General features: G+C 69.3%; 16 protein-coding genes. 5 read left to right on the top strand and 11 right to left on the bottom strand.

Features of this window, described 5'->3' with window-relative positions; genetic code table 11:
- Nucleotides 1-96: 96 nt before the first annotated feature.
- Nucleotides 97-339, bottom strand: coding sequence for a GlsB/YeaQ/YmgE family stress response membrane protein (locus HOP52_RS06365; protein WP_238976529.1), 243 nt, complete (start codon nucleotides 337-339; stop codon nucleotides 97-99).
- Between the two features lie 105 nt (nucleotides 340-444).
- Nucleotides 445-999, bottom strand: coding sequence for a DUF924 family protein (locus HOP52_RS06370; protein ID WP_238976530.1), 555 nt, complete (start codon nucleotides 997-999; stop codon nucleotides 445-447).
- Between the two features lie 107 nt (nucleotides 1,000-1,106).
- On the opposite strand from HOP52_RS06370, the gene HOP52_RS06375 reads away from it, so the two are divergent.
- From HOP52_RS06375 to HOP52_RS06395, 5 genes are all read left to right on the top strand, one after another.
- The gene (locus tag HOP52_RS06375) at nucleotides 1,107-1,292 is read left to right on the top strand and encodes a hypothetical protein (protein WP_238976531.1); all 186 of its coding nucleotides are present in this window, start codon (nucleotides 1,107-1,109) and stop codon (nucleotides 1,290-1,292) included.
- A gap of 39 nt (nucleotides 1,293-1,331) precedes the next feature.
- Nucleotides 1,332-2,723, top strand: a complete 1,392-nt coding sequence (locus HOP52_RS06380) for a YcjX family GTP-binding protein (RefSeq protein WP_238976532.1) — start codon at nucleotides 1,332-1,334, stop codon at nucleotides 2,721-2,723.
- Complete coding sequence (locus tag HOP52_RS06385; protein ID WP_238976533.1) at nucleotides 2,720-3,790, top strand: TIGR01620 family protein; 1,071 nt, start codon at nucleotides 2,720-2,722, stop codon at nucleotides 3,788-3,790. The genes HOP52_RS06380 and HOP52_RS06385 overlap by 4 nt, the downstream gene beginning before the upstream one ends.
- Nucleotides 3,791-3,872: 82 nt before the next feature.
- Nucleotides 3,873-4,313 carry a universal stress protein gene (locus HOP52_RS06390; RefSeq protein WP_238976534.1) on the top strand — a complete coding sequence of 147 codons (441 nt, stop codon included), beginning with the start codon at nucleotides 3,873-3,875 and terminating at the stop codon, nucleotides 4,311-4,313.
- A 69-nt stretch (nucleotides 4,314-4,382) separates the two neighbouring features.
- Nucleotides 4,383-4,856, top strand: coding sequence for a universal stress protein (locus HOP52_RS06395; protein ID WP_238976535.1), 474 nt, complete (start codon nucleotides 4,383-4,385; stop codon nucleotides 4,854-4,856).
- Nucleotides 4,857-4,861: 5 nt separating this feature from the next.
- On the opposite strand, the gene HOP52_RS06400 is transcribed toward HOP52_RS06395, so the two are convergent.
- The 9 genes from HOP52_RS06400 to ptsP all read right to left on the bottom strand — a co-directional run bounded on the left by HOP52_RS06400 (nucleotide 4,862) and on the right by ptsP (nucleotide 16,998).
- The gene (locus HOP52_RS06400) at nucleotides 4,862-5,983 is read right to left on the bottom strand and encodes an ABC transporter ATP-binding protein (RefSeq protein ID WP_238976536.1); all 1,122 of its coding nucleotides are present in this window, start codon (nucleotides 5,981-5,983) and stop codon (nucleotides 4,862-4,864) included.
- Nucleotides 5,984-6,010: 27 nt separating this feature from the next.
- Nucleotides 6,011-6,889 (bottom strand): carbohydrate ABC transporter permease, encoded by an 879-nt coding sequence (locus HOP52_RS06405; protein WP_238976537.1) that lies wholly within the window; start codon nucleotides 6,887-6,889, stop codon nucleotides 6,011-6,013.
- Nucleotides 6,882-7,814, bottom strand: coding sequence for a carbohydrate ABC transporter permease (locus tag HOP52_RS06410; protein ID WP_238976538.1), 933 nt, complete (start codon nucleotides 7,812-7,814; stop codon nucleotides 6,882-6,884). Before HOP52_RS06410 ends, HOP52_RS06405 begins: the two co-directional genes overlap by 8 nt.
- A gap of 93 nt (nucleotides 7,815-7,907) precedes the next feature.
- Entirely contained in the window at nucleotides 7,908-9,191 is a 1,284-nt protein-coding gene (locus tag HOP52_RS06415) for an ABC transporter substrate-binding protein (protein WP_238976539.1), read from the bottom strand.
- 176 nt (nucleotides 9,192-9,367) lie between these two features.
- Nucleotides 9,368-10,771 carry an ATP-binding protein gene (locus tag HOP52_RS06420; protein ID WP_238976675.1) on the bottom strand — a complete coding sequence of 468 codons (1,404 nt, stop codon included), beginning with the start codon at nucleotides 10,769-10,771 and terminating at the stop codon, nucleotides 9,368-9,370.
- An 80-nt stretch (nucleotides 10,772-10,851) separates the two neighbouring features.
- A complete protein-coding gene (locus HOP52_RS06425) occupies nucleotides 10,852-11,577 on the bottom strand; it encodes a response regulator (protein WP_238976540.1) in 726 nt (241 codons plus the stop codon).
- Between the two features lie 130 nt (nucleotides 11,578-11,707).
- On the bottom strand, nucleotides 11,708-12,505 hold the full coding sequence (locus HOP52_RS06430; RefSeq protein ID WP_238976541.1) for a Cof-type HAD-IIB family hydrolase: 798 nt from the start codon (nucleotides 12,503-12,505) through the stop codon (nucleotides 11,708-11,710).
- A 178-nt stretch (nucleotides 12,506-12,683) separates the two neighbouring features.
- Nucleotides 12,684-14,393 (bottom strand): N-acetylglucosamine-specific PTS transporter subunit IIBC, encoded by a 1,710-nt coding sequence (gene nagE / locus HOP52_RS06435; protein WP_238976542.1) that lies wholly within the window; start codon nucleotides 14,391-14,393, stop codon nucleotides 12,684-12,686.
- A gap of 1 nt (nucleotide 14,394) precedes the next feature.
- Nucleotides 14,395-16,998, bottom strand: a complete 2,604-nt coding sequence (ptsP, locus tag HOP52_RS06440; RefSeq protein WP_238976543.1) for a phosphoenolpyruvate--protein phosphotransferase — start codon at nucleotides 16,996-16,998, stop codon at nucleotides 14,395-14,397.
- Between the last annotated feature and the right edge of the window lie 13 nt (nucleotides 16,999-17,011).

Raw genomic sequence — 17,011 nt, forward strand, 5'->3', positions numbered from 1 at the left:
TCTAGGCTTGGATCGTAGAACCACTGCGCCTTTCACCGCCCCCCCGGCGGTGAGAGGCGCACAGCGTCGCTCAGACGATCCACCAGGGAAGCGGCGCTACGCTTCCCGCACCTTGCTGATCACCCACAGCAGCAGCACGGCGCCGACAATGGCGGTGACCAGGGAGCCGAGGAAGTTGCCCGCCTGCAGCCCCAGCAGGCTGAACAAGAAGCCGCCGACCACCGCACCGACGATCCCCACCCCGATATTGCCGAACAGCCCGAAGCCGCCGCCGCGCATGATATGGCCGGCGACCCAGCCGGCCAGGCCTCCGATGATCAGCCAGGCTATCAATCCCATGGTGCGCTCCTTGTGTCGACGAAAAGGGGATCAACCCGATGGTGCCCGGCGCTCGCTCCCGGGTAAAGCCGTTTCGGGTGTCGACCAGGCACTTGGGGGCAATGCTTAGAAGCTGGAGCCGGGCTGGGCAAGGAACACCACCTCCTCAGGCGTCGAGTCGCGCCCGAGGATGGCGTTGCGGTGCGGGTAGCGGCCGAAGCGCAGCAGGATATCGCGGTGGCGGTGTTCGAAGCGAAGGTTCTCCTCCATGCCCGGCTGGTCGAACAAATGCAGTGCCTCGTCATGGATGCGCAGCGACTCGCTGTGCATATAGGGCATATAGAGAAACACCCGCTGCGCCACGTCCAGCTCGCGATCGGCCCCTTGCGCCACGGCCTCCTGGGCCAGCACCAGCGCCATGGCGTCCTGGGCAAAGGCATCGGGGCTATCGCGGAAGAGATTGCGGGAGAACTGGTCGAGCACCAGAATCTCGGCGAGCCGCCCCGCGGGGGAGCCGCGCCACTGCCACAGCTCCCCCGCCGCCGCGGCGCGATGCACGTCCAGAAAACGCTCGCGGATACGGGCGTCGAGGACGGCATCCTTGCGAAACCACTGTGCTGGCTCCAGCTCCTGGAACCAGAAGTCGAGCGGCTCAGCGGCGGTCGGCAGTGTCTTGGGCATGATCCTGGCTCCTTGCAATCGCGGTCGGATACGGTCGAGCATCCTGATATCATGAGCTTAACAGCGGTTTCCCAGACCCTATAGCCCAACGCAGCGCAGGAGCCGGCATGCCCCTCCAAGAACTGTTGGAAATGGCCATCTTTCTCTTCAACTTAACCGGGCTTGTCATCTGCCTCATCGGCCTGACCCTGGCCCAGCGCATGAGCCGGCGCTGGCCGGGCTACGCCCTGGCAGCCGGCGGCTTCGGGGTCGCCGCGACCCCGCTGCTCTATCAGATGCTGGCGGCCGGCTGACGCCATGCCACCCCCTCTGCCCCGCTCAGGACAAGCGCCATGCGCCAGCCGCTGACCCGCGAGTTGACCAACCTGCTCGAGCGCGGTCGCGACCGCCAGCTGCGCCTGGCGGTCACCGGCCTGTCGCGCTCCGGCAAGACCGCCTTTCTCACCTCGCTGGTCAACCAGCTGCGCCACGCCGGCCTCGAGGCGCGCCTGGACCTGATGCCGGCGGCCCGCCAGGGCCGGCTGCTCGGCGCCCGCCGAGTCAGCCAACCGGACCTGGGTGTGCCGCGCTTCCCCTACGACCAGGCCATGGCCGCGCTCGACGCCGACCCGCCGCGCTGGCCGGCTCCCACTCGCGGCATCAGCGAGCTGCGCCTGTCGATCCGCTACCGCCCGGCGCGTCGCGGCCTGCTGCGCGGCGACACCGCCGAACTCGCCCTGGACCTCTTCGACTATCCCGGCGAGTGGCTGCTCGACCTGCCCCTGCTGGGCCATGACTACCCGAGCTGGAGCCGCGCCATGCTGGCCAGCGCCGGGCAACAGCGGCGCGCCCTGCTGGCCGACTGGCAGGCCGCCGCCGCCGAGCTCGACCCCGCCGCCGAGGCCGATGAAGCGAGGCTCGCCGAGGTCGCCCAGCGCTACGCCGAGAGCCTGCAGGCGGCTCGGGAAGCCGGCTTCGCCAACCTGCAGCCGGGGCGCTTCCTGCTGCCCGGCGATCTGGACGGCGCCCCGGTGCTGCAGTTCTTCCCGCTGCCGGCGATCCTCGAGGCCGATGACACCGAGCTGGCCCGGCTGCCCGCCGAGAGTGTCTACGCCACCCTGGCCGCGCGCTTTCGCCACTATCAGCAGCATATCGTCCGCCCCTTCTATCGCGACCATTTCCGCCGCTTCGACCGCCAGATCGTGCTGGTGGACGTGCTCGGCGCGCTCAATGCCGGCCCGGAACGCTTCGAGGACCTCGGTCAGGCGCTGGGCACCCTGATGCAGAGCTTCGACTACGGCAAACGCAGCCTGCTGTCACGCCTGTTTGCCCCGCGCATCGACCGCCTGGCCATCGCCGCCACCAAGGCCGATCATGTCACTCCCGAGCAGCACACCGCCCTGACCGAGCTGCTCGAGGCGCTGCTGGCCGAGCCGCTCAAGGACCTGCGCTATGCCAACGTGCCGGTCAAGGCGCTGTCGCTGGCGGCGATCCGCACCACCGAGGCTCGCGAAGTGGTGCACCAGAGCCAGCGCTCGCCGGCGCTGCGCGGCACCACCCTGGAGGGCGAGGAGGTGCTGGTGTTTCCCGGCGAGGTGCCCGCTCGCCTGCCCGAGGCCGAGTTCTGGGCCCGCCAGGGCTTCGACTTCCGTGCCTTTCGCCCCGCCCCCCGCGAGGACGGCGCCCTGCCGCATATCCGCCTGGATGCGGCCCTGGACTGGCTGATCGGAGACAAGCTGCGATGAGCGACCCCCAGCCCCCACCCTCCCGCGACCCGCGCCCGGGGCGCCGCTTCACCCTGGAGGAGCCTGCGCCCGAGGCGCCTGGCGACACCCCGCGGCCCCGCTGTGACTTCGCCGCCGACCTGCCTACCCGACCCGTGCAGGAGGTCCCCGGTGGCGCTGCCGAGCAGGTCCTGGAAGCCGGCCTCGGCCGACCGCGCAAGCGTCGCTGGGGGCTGGTGGCCCTGCTCGGCGGCGGCCTGACACTGGGCACGGTGGAGCTGGCCCTGCGTCTGCCCGCCGCCCTCAGCGGCGGCGACTGGCTGGCCGGCGGGTGGAGCCTGCTGGGACTCGCCGCCATCGCCCTGGGCGGCGGCGCCCTGCTGCGCGAAGGCTGGCGACTGCGGCGGCTGCACCGTCACGCTCGGCTCCGCGAGCAGCTGGCCGGGCTGCCGACGACCGACCCGGGGGAGGCCTTCGCGCTGGCCGTGCGTCTCAAGCGCCAGCTGGAGCTGGACGACGACCATCCCCACTGGCAAGCCTTCCTCGCCGCGCGCCAGCCGCACCACTCGGGAGAAGACCTGCGCCTGCTGCTGGCCCACCACCTGCTCGCCCCCCGCGACCGGGAGGCACGCCGGCTGATCTCGCGGATGTCCGGCGAGACCGCGGTGATGGTGGCGGTCAGTCCCCTGACGCTGGTCGACATGGCGCTGGTGGCCTGGCGCAACCTGGCGATGATCGACCGCCTGTGCCGCCTCTACGGCCTGGAGCTGGGCTATGCCAGCCGCCTGCGCCTGCTGCGCAGCGTGCTCTACAACATGGCCTTCGCCGGGGCCACCGAAATGGCCAGCGAGGCGGGCATGGAGCTGCTCTCGCTCAACCTCGCCGGGCGCCTGTCGACCCGCGCCGGCCAGGGGCTCGGCATCGGCCTGCTCAGCGCCCGCCTGGGCCTGAAGACCCAGCGCCTGACCCGTCCCCTCGACTTCGAGACCGGCGATGCGCCGCGCATCGCCGACCTGCGCGGCGAACTCTGGCAGCAGCTGCGCCGCCTGGACACGAAGGAAGCCTCCCCCGAGCCACGCGATCCTTGACGCGGGTCATGACAGCGCCTTCCCAAGGGGCTAGGCTCGAAGGAACATCAACCAACCCACATAGCGCAACAGGACAATGCCCATGTTCAACTCCATCCTGGTTCCCGTCGACGGCTCCGAACACGCCCAGAAGGCGCTTTCGGTGGCCTGCCAGCTGGCCAAACAGGCCGATGCGACCCTGCATCTGCTGCACATCCCCGAGGAGCTCTCCCACGAAACTACCCTGGTGTGGGGCATCGGGGCCATCGCCATCGAGGCCTCCCGCGAGGAGCGCAACGACGTCGGCAAGCAGGTGGTCGAGAAGGCCGCCGAGGCCGCCCGCCAGCAGGGCGCCAGCAAGGTCGAGACGGTCATCGGCCAGGGGGATCCGGCCCGCACCATCATCAGCGAGGCGCGCAAGCGCGGCGTCGACGCCATCGTCATGGGCAGCCGCGGCCTCAGCGATTTGAAGGGCTTCGTGGTGGGCAGCGTCTCCCACAAGGTCAGTCACGCCGCCAGTTGCTCGGTGATCACCGTGCGCTGAGCCGGGCCCACCTGCCCGGGAAGCCGGAGGGGCGGCTCCCCGGGCGACGCGATAGCCAGGAGGCCTGTGATGTTTCAATCGATACTGGTGCCCATCGATGGCTCGCAGCACGCCAAGACGGCCCTCAGCGTGGCCTGTCGGCTGCTGTCTCAGCCACAGGGTACCCTGTGGCTGGTCCATGTGCCCGAGCCACTCGTCTATGAGACCACCCTGGTCTGGGATATCGGGCCCGTGACCCTCGAGACGTCCCAGGAGGAGTGGGAGCGGATCGGACAGCGGGTGCTGGCCCGTGCCGCCGAGACTGCCCGAGCAGAGGGGGTCTCCCGGATCGAGACGGACATTGTCCAGGGCGAGCCTACCCGAGCGATCCTCGGCGAGGCCCGGCGTCGCGGCGCCGAGGCCATCGTCATGGGCAGCCGGGGCCTGAGCGACCTCTCCGGGATCGTGGTCGGCAGCGTCTCCCACAAGGTGGCTCACACCGCCGACTGTGCCGTGATCACGGTACGCTCAGCGCATGCCGAGGCCGACCGCGACCAAGACTAGGCCCCTCAGGCCAGACGCTGCTCGGTCTGGCTGTCGAAGAGCACCGCGCGCCCCATGTCGACGCGCAGATTCAGGCGCTCCCCGGGTACGACCGTGCACTTGGGCCCGACCCGGGCTGTCACCTCGCTATCCCCCAGCGGCAGCCGAAGCAGGATATCGGCGCCGGTGGGCTCGACCACGCTGACCCTGGCCGAAACCGGCGTGCCCTCGTCCATGCCGCCGAGTCGTGCATCCTCCTCGCTGAAGTGCTCCGGCCGCAGCCCCAGGATGACGGGACGCCCGACCTGCTCGGCCATGGCCGGGGTTTCCCTCACAGCAGGCCAGGGCAGCAGCAGCGCCTCCTCCCCCCGGGTCACGATGCGCAGGCGGTAGTCCCCTGGCCCGCCCTCCAGGGAGGCCGTGATGAAGTTCATCGACGGCGAGCCCATGAAGCCCGCCACGAAGATATCCACCGGATCGTTATACACTTCATCGGGGGTGCCCAGCTGCAGGATATTGCCGTCGCGCATCACCGCGATGCGATCGGCCAGGGTCATGGCCTCGATCTGGTCGTGGGTGACGTAGACGATGGTGGTCCCCAGGCGCTGGTGGAGTTTCTTGATCTCGGTGCGCATGTCCACCCGCAGCTTGGCATCCAGGTTGGAGAGCGGCTCGTCGAAGAGATAGACCTTCGGCTCCCGGGCCAGGGCGCGCCCCATGGCCACCCGCTGGCGCTGCCCGCCGGAGAGCTGCGAGGGCTTGCGGTCGAGCAGGTGCGATATCTGCAGCAGGTCGGCGACCCGTTCCACGGCAGCCTCGCGCTCGGCCTTGGGCACCTTGCGCATCTCCAGGCCAAAGCTGATGTTGCCGCGCACGGTCATGCTGGGATAGAGCGCATAGGACTGGAACACCATGGCGATGTCGCGCTCGGCCGGGGTCTGCCAGGTCACGTCCTCGTCGGCGATGCGGATCTCGCCGGAGGTGACCGGCTCCAGTCCGGCGATGGCATTCATCAGGGTCGACTTGCCACAGCCCGATGGGCCGACCAGGATCAGGAACTCGCCCGAATCGATCGCCAGGCTGACATTCTTGAGCACGCGCTCACCGCCGAATTCCTTGCAGACGTTATGGATTTCCAGAGCTGCCATGTCATTAACCTCTTGTTATTCAGATGCTCAGCCTTTTACCGAACCGGCGGTCAGGCCGCGGACGAAGTACTTGCCGGCCAGCACGTAGACGATCAGCGTGGGCAAGGCAGCAATCATGGCCGCCGCCATGTCGACGTTGTACTCGCGGGTACCGGTAGAGGTGTTGACCAGATTGTTGAGTGCCACCGTCACCGGCTGGGTATCGTGAGCCGAGAACGCCACTCCAAACAGAAAGTCGTTCCAGATCTGGGTGAACTGCCAGATCACCGAGACCACGATGATGGGCGCCGAGACCGGCAGCAGGATGCGCCAGAAGATGCGGAAGAAGCCGGCACCGTCGAGCTTGGCCGCCGAGACCAGCTCGGTGGGCACCGCCACGTAGAAATTGCGGAAGAACAGCGTGGTGAAGGCGATGCCGAAGATCACATGCACCAGGATCAGCCCCGCCCGGGAACTCGACAGCCCCAGCCAGCCCAGGGTCTGGGCCATGGGCAGCAGCACCACCTGGAAGGGAATGAAGCAGCCGAACAGCATCAGGGCGAAGAGCAGCTCCGAGCCCCTGAAGCGCCACTTGGTCAGGGCGTAGCCGTTGAGCGCCCCCACTACCGTGGAGATCAGCACCGCGGGCACCACGATGGCAATGGAGTTCCAGAAGTACCCCCCCACCCCTTCGCAGCGCATGCCGGTGCAGGCCTCGCCCCAGGCCTTGATCCAGGGCTCCACGGTGGGCGATTGGGGCAGCGACAGCAGGGTGCCGGGGCTGATCTCATGGAGCGGCTTGAACGAGGTGATCAACATGACCACCAGCGGCAGCAGGTAGAAGAGCGCGGCGAGCAGCAATACAGCATAGACCGCCGCCCGGCCCAGGCGGGCCCCAGGCGTGCGGCGCCGAATCACGTTATCCATGTTTGCGACTCCTCAGCTCGGAGTAGAGATAGGGAATCAGGATCGCCAGCACACCGCCCAACATCAGCATGGCGCTGGCGGACCCCAACCCGATCTGTGCCCGGGTGAAGGCATGGGTGTACATGAAGGTGGCCGGCAGGTCGGTGGCATAGCCGGGTCCGCCACCGGTCAGGGCCACCACCAGATCGAAGCTCTTGATGGCGATGTGCGACAGGATCATCACCGCGCTGAACACCACCGGGCGCAGGCAGGGCAGGATCACCCGCAGATAGACACGCGGCAGGCTGGCGCCATCGAGCTGGGCGGCCTTGATGATGCTGTCGTCGATACCGCGCAGGCCGGCCAGGAACAGCGCCATGACGAAGCCGGACGCCTGCCACACGGCGGCCAGTACCAGGGTGTAGATCGCCATGTCGGGATCAACGATCCAGTTGAAGGTGAAGCTCTCGAAGCCCCAACTGCGCACCATGGCCTGGATACCGAGCCCGGGGTTGAGCAGCCATTTCCACACCACCCCGGTGACGATGAACGACAGCGCCATGGGATAGAGATAGAGGGTTCGCAGCGCCCCCTCCTGACGGATACGCTGGTCGAGCAGGATGGCGAGCACCACCCCGATGACCAGGCAGATCGCCACGAACAGGCCGCCGAAGATCACCAGGTTGGTGGACGCGACCCACCAGCGGTCGTTGGCCATCAGCCGCGCATACTGGGCGAAGCCGACGAAGTCGTAGCTCGGCAACATCCGCGAGCTGGTCAGTGAAAGCACGAAGGTCCAGAGCATGAAGCCATAGACGAAGAACAGGGTGATGGCGATGGAGGGCGCCAGCACCAGCCGCGGCAGCCAATCCTGCAGGTGTGCGGCAGCGGTACGCCGTGCCGCGGGGCGCGCGGGGCGCTCCTGGGCGTGGGAAACGATGGTCATGGGAAAATACCTCGGGCGTGAACGAAAGCGTCGCCTGACAGCCGGCCGGGCTCGATGGGCATCGAGCCCGGCAGATTCCGGGAAAGCGGCGGCTCAGAGCGCCGCTTGCGCCGCGTTCACCATGCGCTGGGCGGCCTGCTCGGCCTCCATGTCGCGGGCATTGAAGTAGTTGGTCACGACGTCGAAGATCGCCCCCTGCACGTCGGCGCGCACGGCCATGCCGTGGGCCATGCTGGGCACCAGGCCGCCCTCGTCGGCAGTACGCTGGAAGTCCGCCAGGGACTGCCGGGCGCAGACATCGAACTCGCTCATGTCCAGGTCGGGCCGCGCGGGTATCGAGCCCTTGGCCAGGTTGAAGGCCTCCTGGAAAGTGGGCTCCAGCACCAGCCGTGCCAGGGCCTGTTGCGCCTCGTGCGCTTCGCCCTCGACGCGGAACATCGCCAGGCTGTCGATGTTGAAGGTGAAGGCGTCGACGGTACCCGGCGCGGCGGCGCAGAGATAATCCTCGCCGGCGGTAAGCTCGGCAGCGGTGAACTCGCCCTTGGCCCAGTCGCCCATCAATTGCATGGCGGCATCGCCGTTGATGACCATGGAGGTGGCGATGTTCCAGTCACGCCCGGACATGTCGTCGTCCATCAGCCCGCGCAGGCGCTTGAAGGTCTCCAGCGCCTCGACCATCTGCTCGCTGCCCAGGGCCTCGGGATCGAGATCCACCAGGGCCCGCTGGAAGAATTCCACCCCTCCCGTCGCCAGCAGCACGGTCTCGAACACCGTGGCGTCCTGCCAGGCCTGCCCGCCGTGGGCCAGCGGAATGAAGCCCGCCTCGCGGATTGCCTCCCCGGCGACGAACAGCTCATCCAGGGTGGTGGGCATCTCGACACCGGCCTGTTCGAGCACGTCCGGGTTGGCCCATAGCCAGTTGACCCGGTGGACGTTGACCGGCACGGCCACGTACTGGCCATCGTAGCGCATGATATCGGCCACCGTTGCGGGCAGCAGCTGGTCCCACCCCTCTGCCTCGGCGACGTCGTCGAGGGTACCGAGCAGGCCCAGCTCGCCCCACTCCTGGATCTCCGGCCCCTTGATCTGGGCCGCCGAGGGCGGATTGCCGGACATGGCCCGGGACTTGAGTACCGTCATGGCCGTCTCGCCGCCACCACCGGCGACGGCGAAATCCTGCCAGCCGTACCCCTCGGCCTCCATCAGATCCTTGAGCACGTTGGCGGCCCGGGCCTCGCCACCGGAGGTCCACCAGTGCAGCACTTCCACTTCACCGGCGGCATGGGCGCTGGTCAGGGACACGGAAGCGGCCAGGGCCGTGGCCAGGGCGAGACCGGCCCTGGTGAACGGTGTCTTTTTCCAGCGGGCCTGGCTCATACGGGCTTGGTCAAAACGGCTACTGGTGCAATCGTTCGACTTGCAGGAAGGCATGGCGTGTCTCCTCGTGTTGTTATGGCTCCGGCGTGGCACCGGATAACGACACGCTACCCCAGGCAGCGCAACAGGAGGGGTTACCTAGTCCTGCGAAGTATTGGCATCGTATTGATGAAATATTACAGCCCGGTAATATCCTGCATCCGGGGCAGCGTCACACGCACCCGCAGCCCGCCCTCGGGGTGGTTATCAAGGCCGATATCACCACCCAGGGCGCGGGCGATATGCCGGGCGATACCCAGCCCCAGGCCGCTGCCGCCGGTATTGCGGCTGCGGGAGGGCTCGAGCCGGACGAAAGGCGAGAAAACGCGCTCGCGCTGCCCCTCGGGGATGCCCGGCCCATGATCGCGAATGGTGATCGCCAGGCGGCTGGCACCGTCTTCCAGCAATACCTCGGCTCGCCGTCCATAGAAGACGGCATTCTCCAGCAGGTTGGCCAGACAGCGCTTGAACGCCAGCGGCTTGACGGCCAGCGGTTTAGCCTGCCCCTGGATCGACACCTCCCCTCCCTGCAGGCGCAGCCCCTCTGCCAGCTCTTCGAGAACGTGGCCGGGATCGATCTCCTCGACCGGCTCATGCAGGTCAAAGCCCTTGACCGACGCCAGCGCCCCCTTGACCAGCAGGTCGAGCTCATCGAGGGAGGCGCAGAAGCGCTCGCGCTGCAGCGGATCGTCGAGCATCTCGGCCCTCAGCCGCATACGGGTGATGGGGGTCTTGAGATCGTGTGAAATGGCCGAGAAGAGCCGCTCGCGCTCGTCGACCTGCGCCCGGATGCGCTCCTGCATGCGGTTGAAGGCCATCGCCGTGGCCATCACCTCCCTGGGGCCGCTCTCGCGCAGCGGCGGTGCATCCAGGTCGTCGCCCAGCTGACGTGCCGCCCGGGAGAGACGGGCCAGCGGCCGGGTGACGCCGCGGATGCCCAGCAGCGAGAGCCCGATCACCGTCAGCAGCACCATCAGCCCGGCGAGCAGGCGCTCGCCGGAGAGCCAGCGATACTCATTGAACAGGTCCGCCACCGGCAGCAGGGTCGCCACGTAGAGCCAGGTGCCGGGCTCGAGCTCCAGCTGTACCACCAGGATCGGAGGAGAGAGCGGCTCCATCAGCAGGCTGTGCTGACCCCAGCGCGGCGGCAGGTCGTGCAGCAACACCTCGTTGTTGTAGACCCGCAGGGTCTCCGCCCGGGAGAACTCCACCAGCACGTCATCGATGCTGAGCTCGCGCTCAAGAATGCTGCGAAAGTTGCCGACCACCAGCGCCTTCTCCTCCCCCGAGCCGATGTCCTCGACGGGAATACGGCGCTCGTTGACGCTGACGAAGAAGCGAGTACCGCCCATGTTGCGCAACTGGTCGAGCACGATATGGCGATACTCGAAGGGCAGCGAGCGGAAGAAGCGCATGGTCGAAGCCACGCTGTAGGCGACATTTTGCGACAGCTCGTCGAGCTGCTCAAGCTGGCTGGAGCGTACCTGGGAGGTCCAAACGGCGTAGCTGGAGAGCTGGGCGGCGAGCACACCGATGATCATGATCAGCACGAAGCGACCGCGCAGCGTCCCGGGCAGGCCACGGGCCAGGCACCGCCGCCACCGCTGCCAGCGGGTATCTCTCACGACAGCGCTTCGACCCGGGCGGTGAGCACATAGCCCGCCCCTCTCACGGTGCGGATCAACTGATGGTGCTGGGCATCTTCACCGAGCCGCTGGCGCAACCGGCAGACATGCACGTCGATGGAGCGATCCAGCGGCGGCGCTGGCCGCCCACGGGTCAGTTCGAACAGGGCGTCCCGGGAGAGCACCTGTTCGGGGCGTTCGAGAAAGACCTGCAACAGCTGGAAATCGGCACCGGAGAGCGGTGTACGTAGCTCCTGTTGATCGATCAATTCCCGGGTCATGCGATCCAGACGCCAGCCGCCGAAGCTGACCAGCCGCGCGCGTGCCGGGTCCTGAGACTGCTGGTTGCCCCGCACACGACGCAGTACCGCCTTGATACGCGCCAGCAGCTCCCGGGGATTGAACGGCTTGCCGAGGTAATCGTCCGCCCCGAGCTCCAGGCCCAGAATGCGATCGGTCTCGTCGGCGCTGGCGGTCAGCATGATGATCGGGACCTGGCTGTCCCGGCGTACGTCGCGGCAGATGGTGAAGCCGTCATCGCCGGGCAGCATGATATCGACGATAAGCAGATCGGGGATCTCGTGAGCCAGCAGGCGATGCAGCGCCTCGGCATCCTCCGCGACCAGGGCACGGTAGCCGTGGCGACCGAGGTAGTCGGCCAGCAGTTCGCGGATCTCGGGGTCGTCGTCGACCACGATCAGGGTGGCAGGCGTCGTCGTCATCGTATTCCGATGGCAAGGGGCGGTGTCGCGGCAGCGCCCGTGATTGTTGTCGCTATCGGGCTTCGATGATGGTCAAGTGCGGTCATCCCGGCAAGCCATCTGCGACCAAGGTAGCAACCGACCACAGGCCTTATATTTCGAACCGTTTCCGCAGCGACGCGGCCACGCCCACCTCGGCATGGTGGCCGATACGGCGTGCGTGGGGCACGCGCCCGGGAAGGTCGGGATGGGCATTGGCCATCACATGGGCCTCACCGGCCAGCGCCAGCATCTCGGTGTCGTTGAGGTTGTCGCCGAAGGCCAGACAGGCCTCGGGCCCGAGCCCCAGGGCATCAAGCAGCGAGGCCAGTGCAGTGCCCTTGTTGACCCCGCCGGCCATGATCTCCAGCGAGTTCACCGTCGAATAGGTCACATGCAGTCGCTCGCCGTGCTGCTCGCGAACCCGGGCCTCGAGCCCGGCCAGCCGCTGGGGCTCGCCGATATAGAGCACCTTCCCCACCCCCTCGCTGGCCAGCTCACCGGGCTCAGCGACCCGGTAGCCGAACCCGGTATGGGCATGCATGGCCAGCAGGCCCGGGTCGGGGGCATCAATCAGCCATTCGTGCTCATGGTAAAGATTGAGCCGCACGCTGGAGGGGCGCTCCAGGGCAATCAGCTCCCGGGCCAGCTCGCTATCGAGATGGCGTGCGGCCAGCAGGTCACCTTCGGGGCCGTGCAGGTAGGCGCCGTTGGTGCTGATGATATGAATCGGCACCCTGAGCCGGTCGCGAAACGCCAGCATATCGCGGAAATGCCGTCCCGAGGCGAAGGCTAGGTGGTGCCCCCGCTCGGCCAGGGCCCGCAGGGTATCGATGGTTGCCGGATCCAGGTCGTGATCGGCCCCCAGCAGGGTGCCGTCGAGGTCGGAGACGATCAGGCGTGGGGTCATGGGGCGCTCCCGGAGTCAGGGCACCCCAGCTTAACCGATTCACCCCGGGAACTCCTAGCCGCTACAAGCTAGGCAGGCTATTACAGAGAGAATCGCTAAGGGGCGCCGGGGGTCGGCGTCGAGACGACAGGACCGGCCCCGAGTGATCGGGGCCGGTCCTGGGGGCACGATGGCTAGCTTAGGCGTTGCCCAGCCCTCGGGCCACGGCGGCGGCCCGTTCGCCCAGCAGCACATGGATCACGCCCTGCTCCAGGCGCTGTACCGCCCGGGCACCGAGGTCGCTCAGGGCCGCCTCGTCCAGGGCCTCGGTATCGGCCAGCTCCAGGCGCAGCCGGGTGGCGGCCACCGCGGTGGCGCTGCGCAGATTGGCCGCGCCCCCCAGGGCCCGGTGCCAGGCCTGGCGCGCCTGGGGATCGAGAGCCTCGGCCGGCTCGCCGGACGACTCGGACGCCGGCACCTTCGCGGACGCGGCAGCGGGCACCGTGCCCTCGGCGGCCATGGCGGCGCGGATCTCATCCGCCACCCCATCCGCGATCGGGCCCAGGATCACCTGCAGGCCACCGCCCTGGAGGCGCAGGATACCCCGGGAGCCCAGCGCCTTGAGGGCCGCCTCATCGATAACCTCGGGGTTCTCCAGCACCAGGCGCAGCCGGGTGGTGCAGGCACCGACGCTGGCGAGGTTGCCCGCCCCGCCCAGGGCGGTGACGAAGGCCGGACCACGCTCGCCGGCGGCGGCCTGGGTCGCGGCGGGTGCCGCGCTCTCCGGTTCGCGGCCCGGGGTGGGCAGGTCGAAGCGCAGGATGGCCCAGCGGAACACCGTGTAGTAGAGGGCGAAGTAGGCCAAACCCACCGGCAGCATCAGCCAGCCATTGGTGGAGAGGCCATAGGAGAGCGCGAAGTCGAAGGCGCCGGCGGAGAAGGTGAAGCCGAGCTTGACGTCGAGCCAGTGCAGCAACGCCATGGAGACACCGGTCAGCACGGCATGCAGGCCGTAGAGCAGCGGCGCCAGGAACATGAAGGTGAACTCGATGGGCTCGGTGACCCCGGTCAGGAAGGCGGTCAGCGCCAGGGACAGCAAGAGGCCACCCACCTGGGCACGACGCCCCTTGGGCGCGGCGTGGTACATGGCGAGTGCCGCCGCCGGCAGGCCGAACATCATCACCGGGAAGAAGCCCGCCATGAAACGCCCCGCGGCGGGATCGCCGGCGAAGAAGCGGTTGAGGTCGCCGCTGGCCACCACCCCGGAGGCGGCCTCGAAGCTGCCGAAGACGAACCATACGAGGCTGTTGAGCACATGGTGCAGGCCGGTGACGATCAACAGGCGATTGAGCACCCCGTAGACGAAGAGCCCCAGCTCGCCGGCGTCGATCAGCCACTGGCCGAGGGCGTCGATGCCGTGCTGGATGGGCGGCCAGACCACCCCGAAGGCGACCCCCAGAGCCACGGCGGCCAGGCCCGTGGCGATGGGCACGAAGCGCCGCCCGCCGAAGAAGGCCAGGTACTCGGGCAACTGGATCGCCTTGTAGCGGTTGTAGAGCAGCCCCGCCACGCAGCCGATGATGATGCCGGCCAGCACCCCCATATTGATCTCGGGATTGAGGGCGGTGAGCACCGCATCCAGCACCAGGTAGCCGATCACCCCGGCCAGGCCGGCGGCGCCGTTGTTGTCGTCGGCGAAGCCCACCGCCAGGCCGATGGCGAAGATCAGCGCCAGGTTGGCGAAGATCGCCTCGCCGGCACTGGCGATAAAGGCGATATCCAGCAGGTCGGGTTGGCCCAGGCGCAGCAGCAGGCCGGCGATGGGCAGCACCGCGATGGGCAGCATCAGGGAGCGGCCGAGCCGCTGTAGTCCGCCCATCAGGCGGGGTCCCAGGGTCATGGAAGACATCTCAGCACCTCTCGAGGGTCGTTGTCGTTGTTGTGTCGGGGGTCGCGTCGGCCCGGGCCAGCCACGCATTAAGGCGTTCGCGCACCGCGGTGGCATCGTCCAGGGTCAGCAGTTCGGGCAGCTCGGCGGCCAGGGCGGCGGCGTCCAGGCGCCGCAGGACGGCCTTCACCGCCGGCACCCGGGCCGGCTCCACGGAGAGTTCGTCGACGCCCAGCGCCACCAGCAGGGGGGCGGCCAGGGCATCGCTGGCGGCGGCACCGCACACCCCCACCGGGCAGCGCCCGGCGGCGCCGTCCACCGTGGCCTGGATCAGCCGCAGCACCGCCGGGTGCAGCACATCGGCCCGGGCGGTCAGGGCCGGGTCCTCCCGATCCATGGCCAGGGTGTACTGGGTCAGGTCGTTGGTGCCGATGGAGAGGAAGTCCGCCTCGGCGGCAAGGCTCGCCGCACAGAGGGCGGCACTGGGCACCTCGATCATGGCCCCGAGGCGCGGCCGCGCGGCGAGGCCCAGCTCGGAGGCGATGGCCTCCAGGCGCTCGCGCACCCGGCGCAGCTCGCCGGCCTCGCTGACCATGGGCAGCATGATATGCAGGGTGTCCAGTGGCGTGACGCCGAGCAGGGCCCTGAGTTGGGTCTCCAGCAGCTCGGGGTGACTGGCCCAGAGGCGGGCGCCGCGCACGCCCAGCGCCGGGTTGGGCACCGCCGGCAGGCGCAGATAGGGGAGCTGCTTGTCGGCGCCGATATCCAGGGTGCGGATAATCACCGGCTTGCCGCCCAGGGCATCCAAGGCGGCCTGGTATTCGCCGCGCTGGGTGGCCTCGTCGGGGGCGCTATCGCGCGCCAGGAAGAGGAATTCGCTGCGCAGCAGGCCCACGCCGTCGGCGCCGACCTCCGCGGCCAGGCGGGCCTCCTCGGCGCCGCCGATATTGGCGCACACCTCGACCTCGCGACCGTCCCGGGTGATGGCCGGCCCGAAGGCCGCCGCCCGCGCCGCGTCCGCCTCGCGGCGGCGGGCCTCGATGCGCTCCGCCACCTCGGCCCGCTGGGCCTCGCTCGGCGCCGGGACCAGGCGACCGCGCTCGGCATCCAGGATGGCGCGCTCGCCCGGGGAGCCGTCGACTGCCGCCAGCAGGGCCGGCCCCAGGGCCACCAGGCAGGGGATGCCCCGGGCCCGGGCCAGGATGGCCACATGAGACGTGGTACCGCCGCCGGCCAGGCAGAGCCCGGCGGGACGTCGGGCGGCCACGGCCACCAGTTCCGAGGGAGTCAGTTCCTCGGCCACCAGCAGGGCGCCTTCGGGGATGTCGGGCAGACCGGGCTCCGCCGCGTCGCTAAGTTCCGCCATCACCCGCCGCTGCAGGTCGCGCAGGTCGGCGACCCGGGCGGCCAGCAGGGCATTGCCGGTGGCCTCGAGGCGCGCGGCCTCGGCGTCCAGGGCCTCCCGCCAGGCCTGGCCGGCGCCGCGCCCGGCGCGGATGCGTTCCTGTGCTGCCGCTAGCAGGTCCGGGTCCGCCAGCCAGGCGCCATGGGCGGCGAAGATCTCCGCCTCGGCTTCCTGGCCCTGACGCCTGGCCTGGGCCTCGGCCGCGTCCAGGGCCTCGGCGACCCGGGCCAACGCCGCGTTCAGGCGCGGCGCCTCCACGGCCTCGCCCGCGCCGTCATGGGGCACGGCGGGCAGCGGCGGCCGATAGGCGACCAGGGGGCCCAGGGCCAGGCCGGGGCTGGCCACCAGGCCGGCCAGCTCGCCCTCCCCTAATGCTTCCCCCAAGGCCTCGCCCGGCACCGCCTGGGGCGGGGGGGCGGCGTGCTCCTCGGCCTCGGGGGTGGTCAGCAGCACCTCGGCGGCGTCCAGGGCCGCCTCGGCGTTGTCGCCCCGGGCGGTAAGGCGCAGGGCCGTGCCCTGGGTGAGGCCCAGGTTCATCAGGGCGCTTAAGCTCTCGGCACTGGCGCTGGGGCTCTCGGCGCCGTCGGTTGCCGGCTCCTGCTGCAGCGTCAGACCAACGCCATGCTCCCGGGCGATGGCCCGCAGGCGCGCCGCGGGGCGGGCATGCAGGCCCGCCGCCAGGGCCAGGGTCAGGCACCGCTCGGCCAGGGGACCCGTGGCACTCTCCTCGGCCGACTCGACCCCGGCGGGGATCAGCACCAGCAGGGGATCGCCGCAGGCGACCCGCTCGCCCTCGGCGCGCGCCGAGGGCAGCAGCCGCCAGCCGGCGGCCTCGGTGATCACCAAGGGGGTGATCAGGGCACTGGCGCCCCGGGCCAGGGCATCGGCATCGAAGCGGCACAGCGGATCGCCGGCGCGCACCCGGTCGCCCACGCCCACCAGGGGTTCGATGCCCTGGCCCTGGAGCGCCACGGTATCCAAGCCCAGGTGGAGCAGCAGCTCCACCTCGGCGTCGGTTTTCAGGGTCAGGGCGTGGTGGGTGCGGGCGCACTGCACCACCTCGCCGTCGCAGGGGGCATGCAGGCACTCGCCCAGGGGATCGAGGGCGATGCCCTCCCCCAGGGCCAGGCCGGCGAAGACCGGGTCGGGCACCGCGGCGAGGGGCACCACCAGCCCCGCCACGGGGGCCAGCAGGGTCAGGGATTGGCTGGAATCGGACATGGGAGGACTCCCA

This window comes from Billgrantia campisalis, assembly GCF_022341425.1.
GTDB classification, from domain to species: domain Bacteria; phylum Pseudomonadota; class Gammaproteobacteria; order Pseudomonadales; family Halomonadaceae; genus Halomonas; species Halomonas campisalis.

Bases quoted from the DNA above. Each gene is read 5' to 3' on its own strand.
- HOP52_RS06420 (WP_238976675.1), bottom strand. From the start codon at position 10,771: ATGATCATCGGTGTGCTCGCCGCCCAGCTCTCCAGCTACGCCGTTTGG.
- HOP52_RS06425 (WP_238976540.1), bottom strand. From the start codon at position 11,577: ATGACGACGACGCCTGCCACCCTGATCGTGGTCGACGACGACCCCGAG.
- HOP52_RS06395 (WP_238976535.1), top strand. From the start codon at position 4,383: ATGTTTCAATCGATACTGGTGCCCATCGATGGCTCGCAGCACGCCAAG.
- HOP52_RS06375 (WP_238976531.1), top strand. From the start codon at position 1,107: ATGCCCCTCCAAGAACTGTTGGAAATGGCCATCTTTCTCTTCAACTTA.
- HOP52_RS06380 (WP_238976532.1), top strand. From the start codon at position 1,332: ATGCGCCAGCCGCTGACCCGCGAGTTGACCAACCTGCTCGAGCGCGGT.
- HOP52_RS06390 (WP_238976534.1), top strand. From the start codon at position 3,873: ATGTTCAACTCCATCCTGGTTCCCGTCGACGGCTCCGAACACGCCCAG.
- HOP52_RS06410 (WP_238976538.1), bottom strand. From the start codon at position 7,814: ATGACCATCGTTTCCCACGCCCAGGAGCGCCCCGCGCGCCCCGCGGCA.
- ptsP (WP_238976543.1), bottom strand. From the start codon at position 16,998: ATGTCCGATTCCAGCCAATCCCTGACCCTGCTGGCCCCCGTGGCGGGG.
- HOP52_RS06365 (WP_238976529.1), bottom strand. From the start codon at position 339: ATGGGATTGATAGCCTGGCTGATCATCGGAGGCCTGGCCGGCTGGGTC.
- HOP52_RS06430 (WP_238976541.1), bottom strand. From the start codon at position 12,505: ATGACCCCACGCCTGATCGTCTCCGACCTCGACGGCACCCTGCTGGGG.
- HOP52_RS06415 (WP_238976539.1), bottom strand. From the start codon at position 9,191: ATGAGCCAGGCCCGCTGGAAAAAGACACCGTTCACCAGGGCCGGTCTC.
- HOP52_RS06400 (WP_238976536.1), bottom strand. From the start codon at position 5,983: ATGGCAGCTCTGGAAATCCATAACGTCTGCAAGGAATTCGGCGGTGAG.
- nagE (WP_238976542.1), bottom strand. From the start codon at position 14,393: ATGTCTTCCATGACCCTGGGACCCCGCCTGATGGGCGGACTACAGCGG.
- HOP52_RS06405 (WP_238976537.1), bottom strand. From the start codon at position 6,889: ATGGATAACGTGATTCGGCGCCGCACGCCTGGGGCCCGCCTGGGCCGG.
- HOP52_RS06370 (WP_238976530.1), bottom strand. From the start codon at position 999: ATGCCCAAGACACTGCCGACCGCCGCTGAGCCGCTCGACTTCTGGTTC.
- HOP52_RS06385 (WP_238976533.1), top strand. From the start codon at position 2,720: ATGAGCGACCCCCAGCCCCCACCCTCCCGCGACCCGCGCCCGGGGCGC.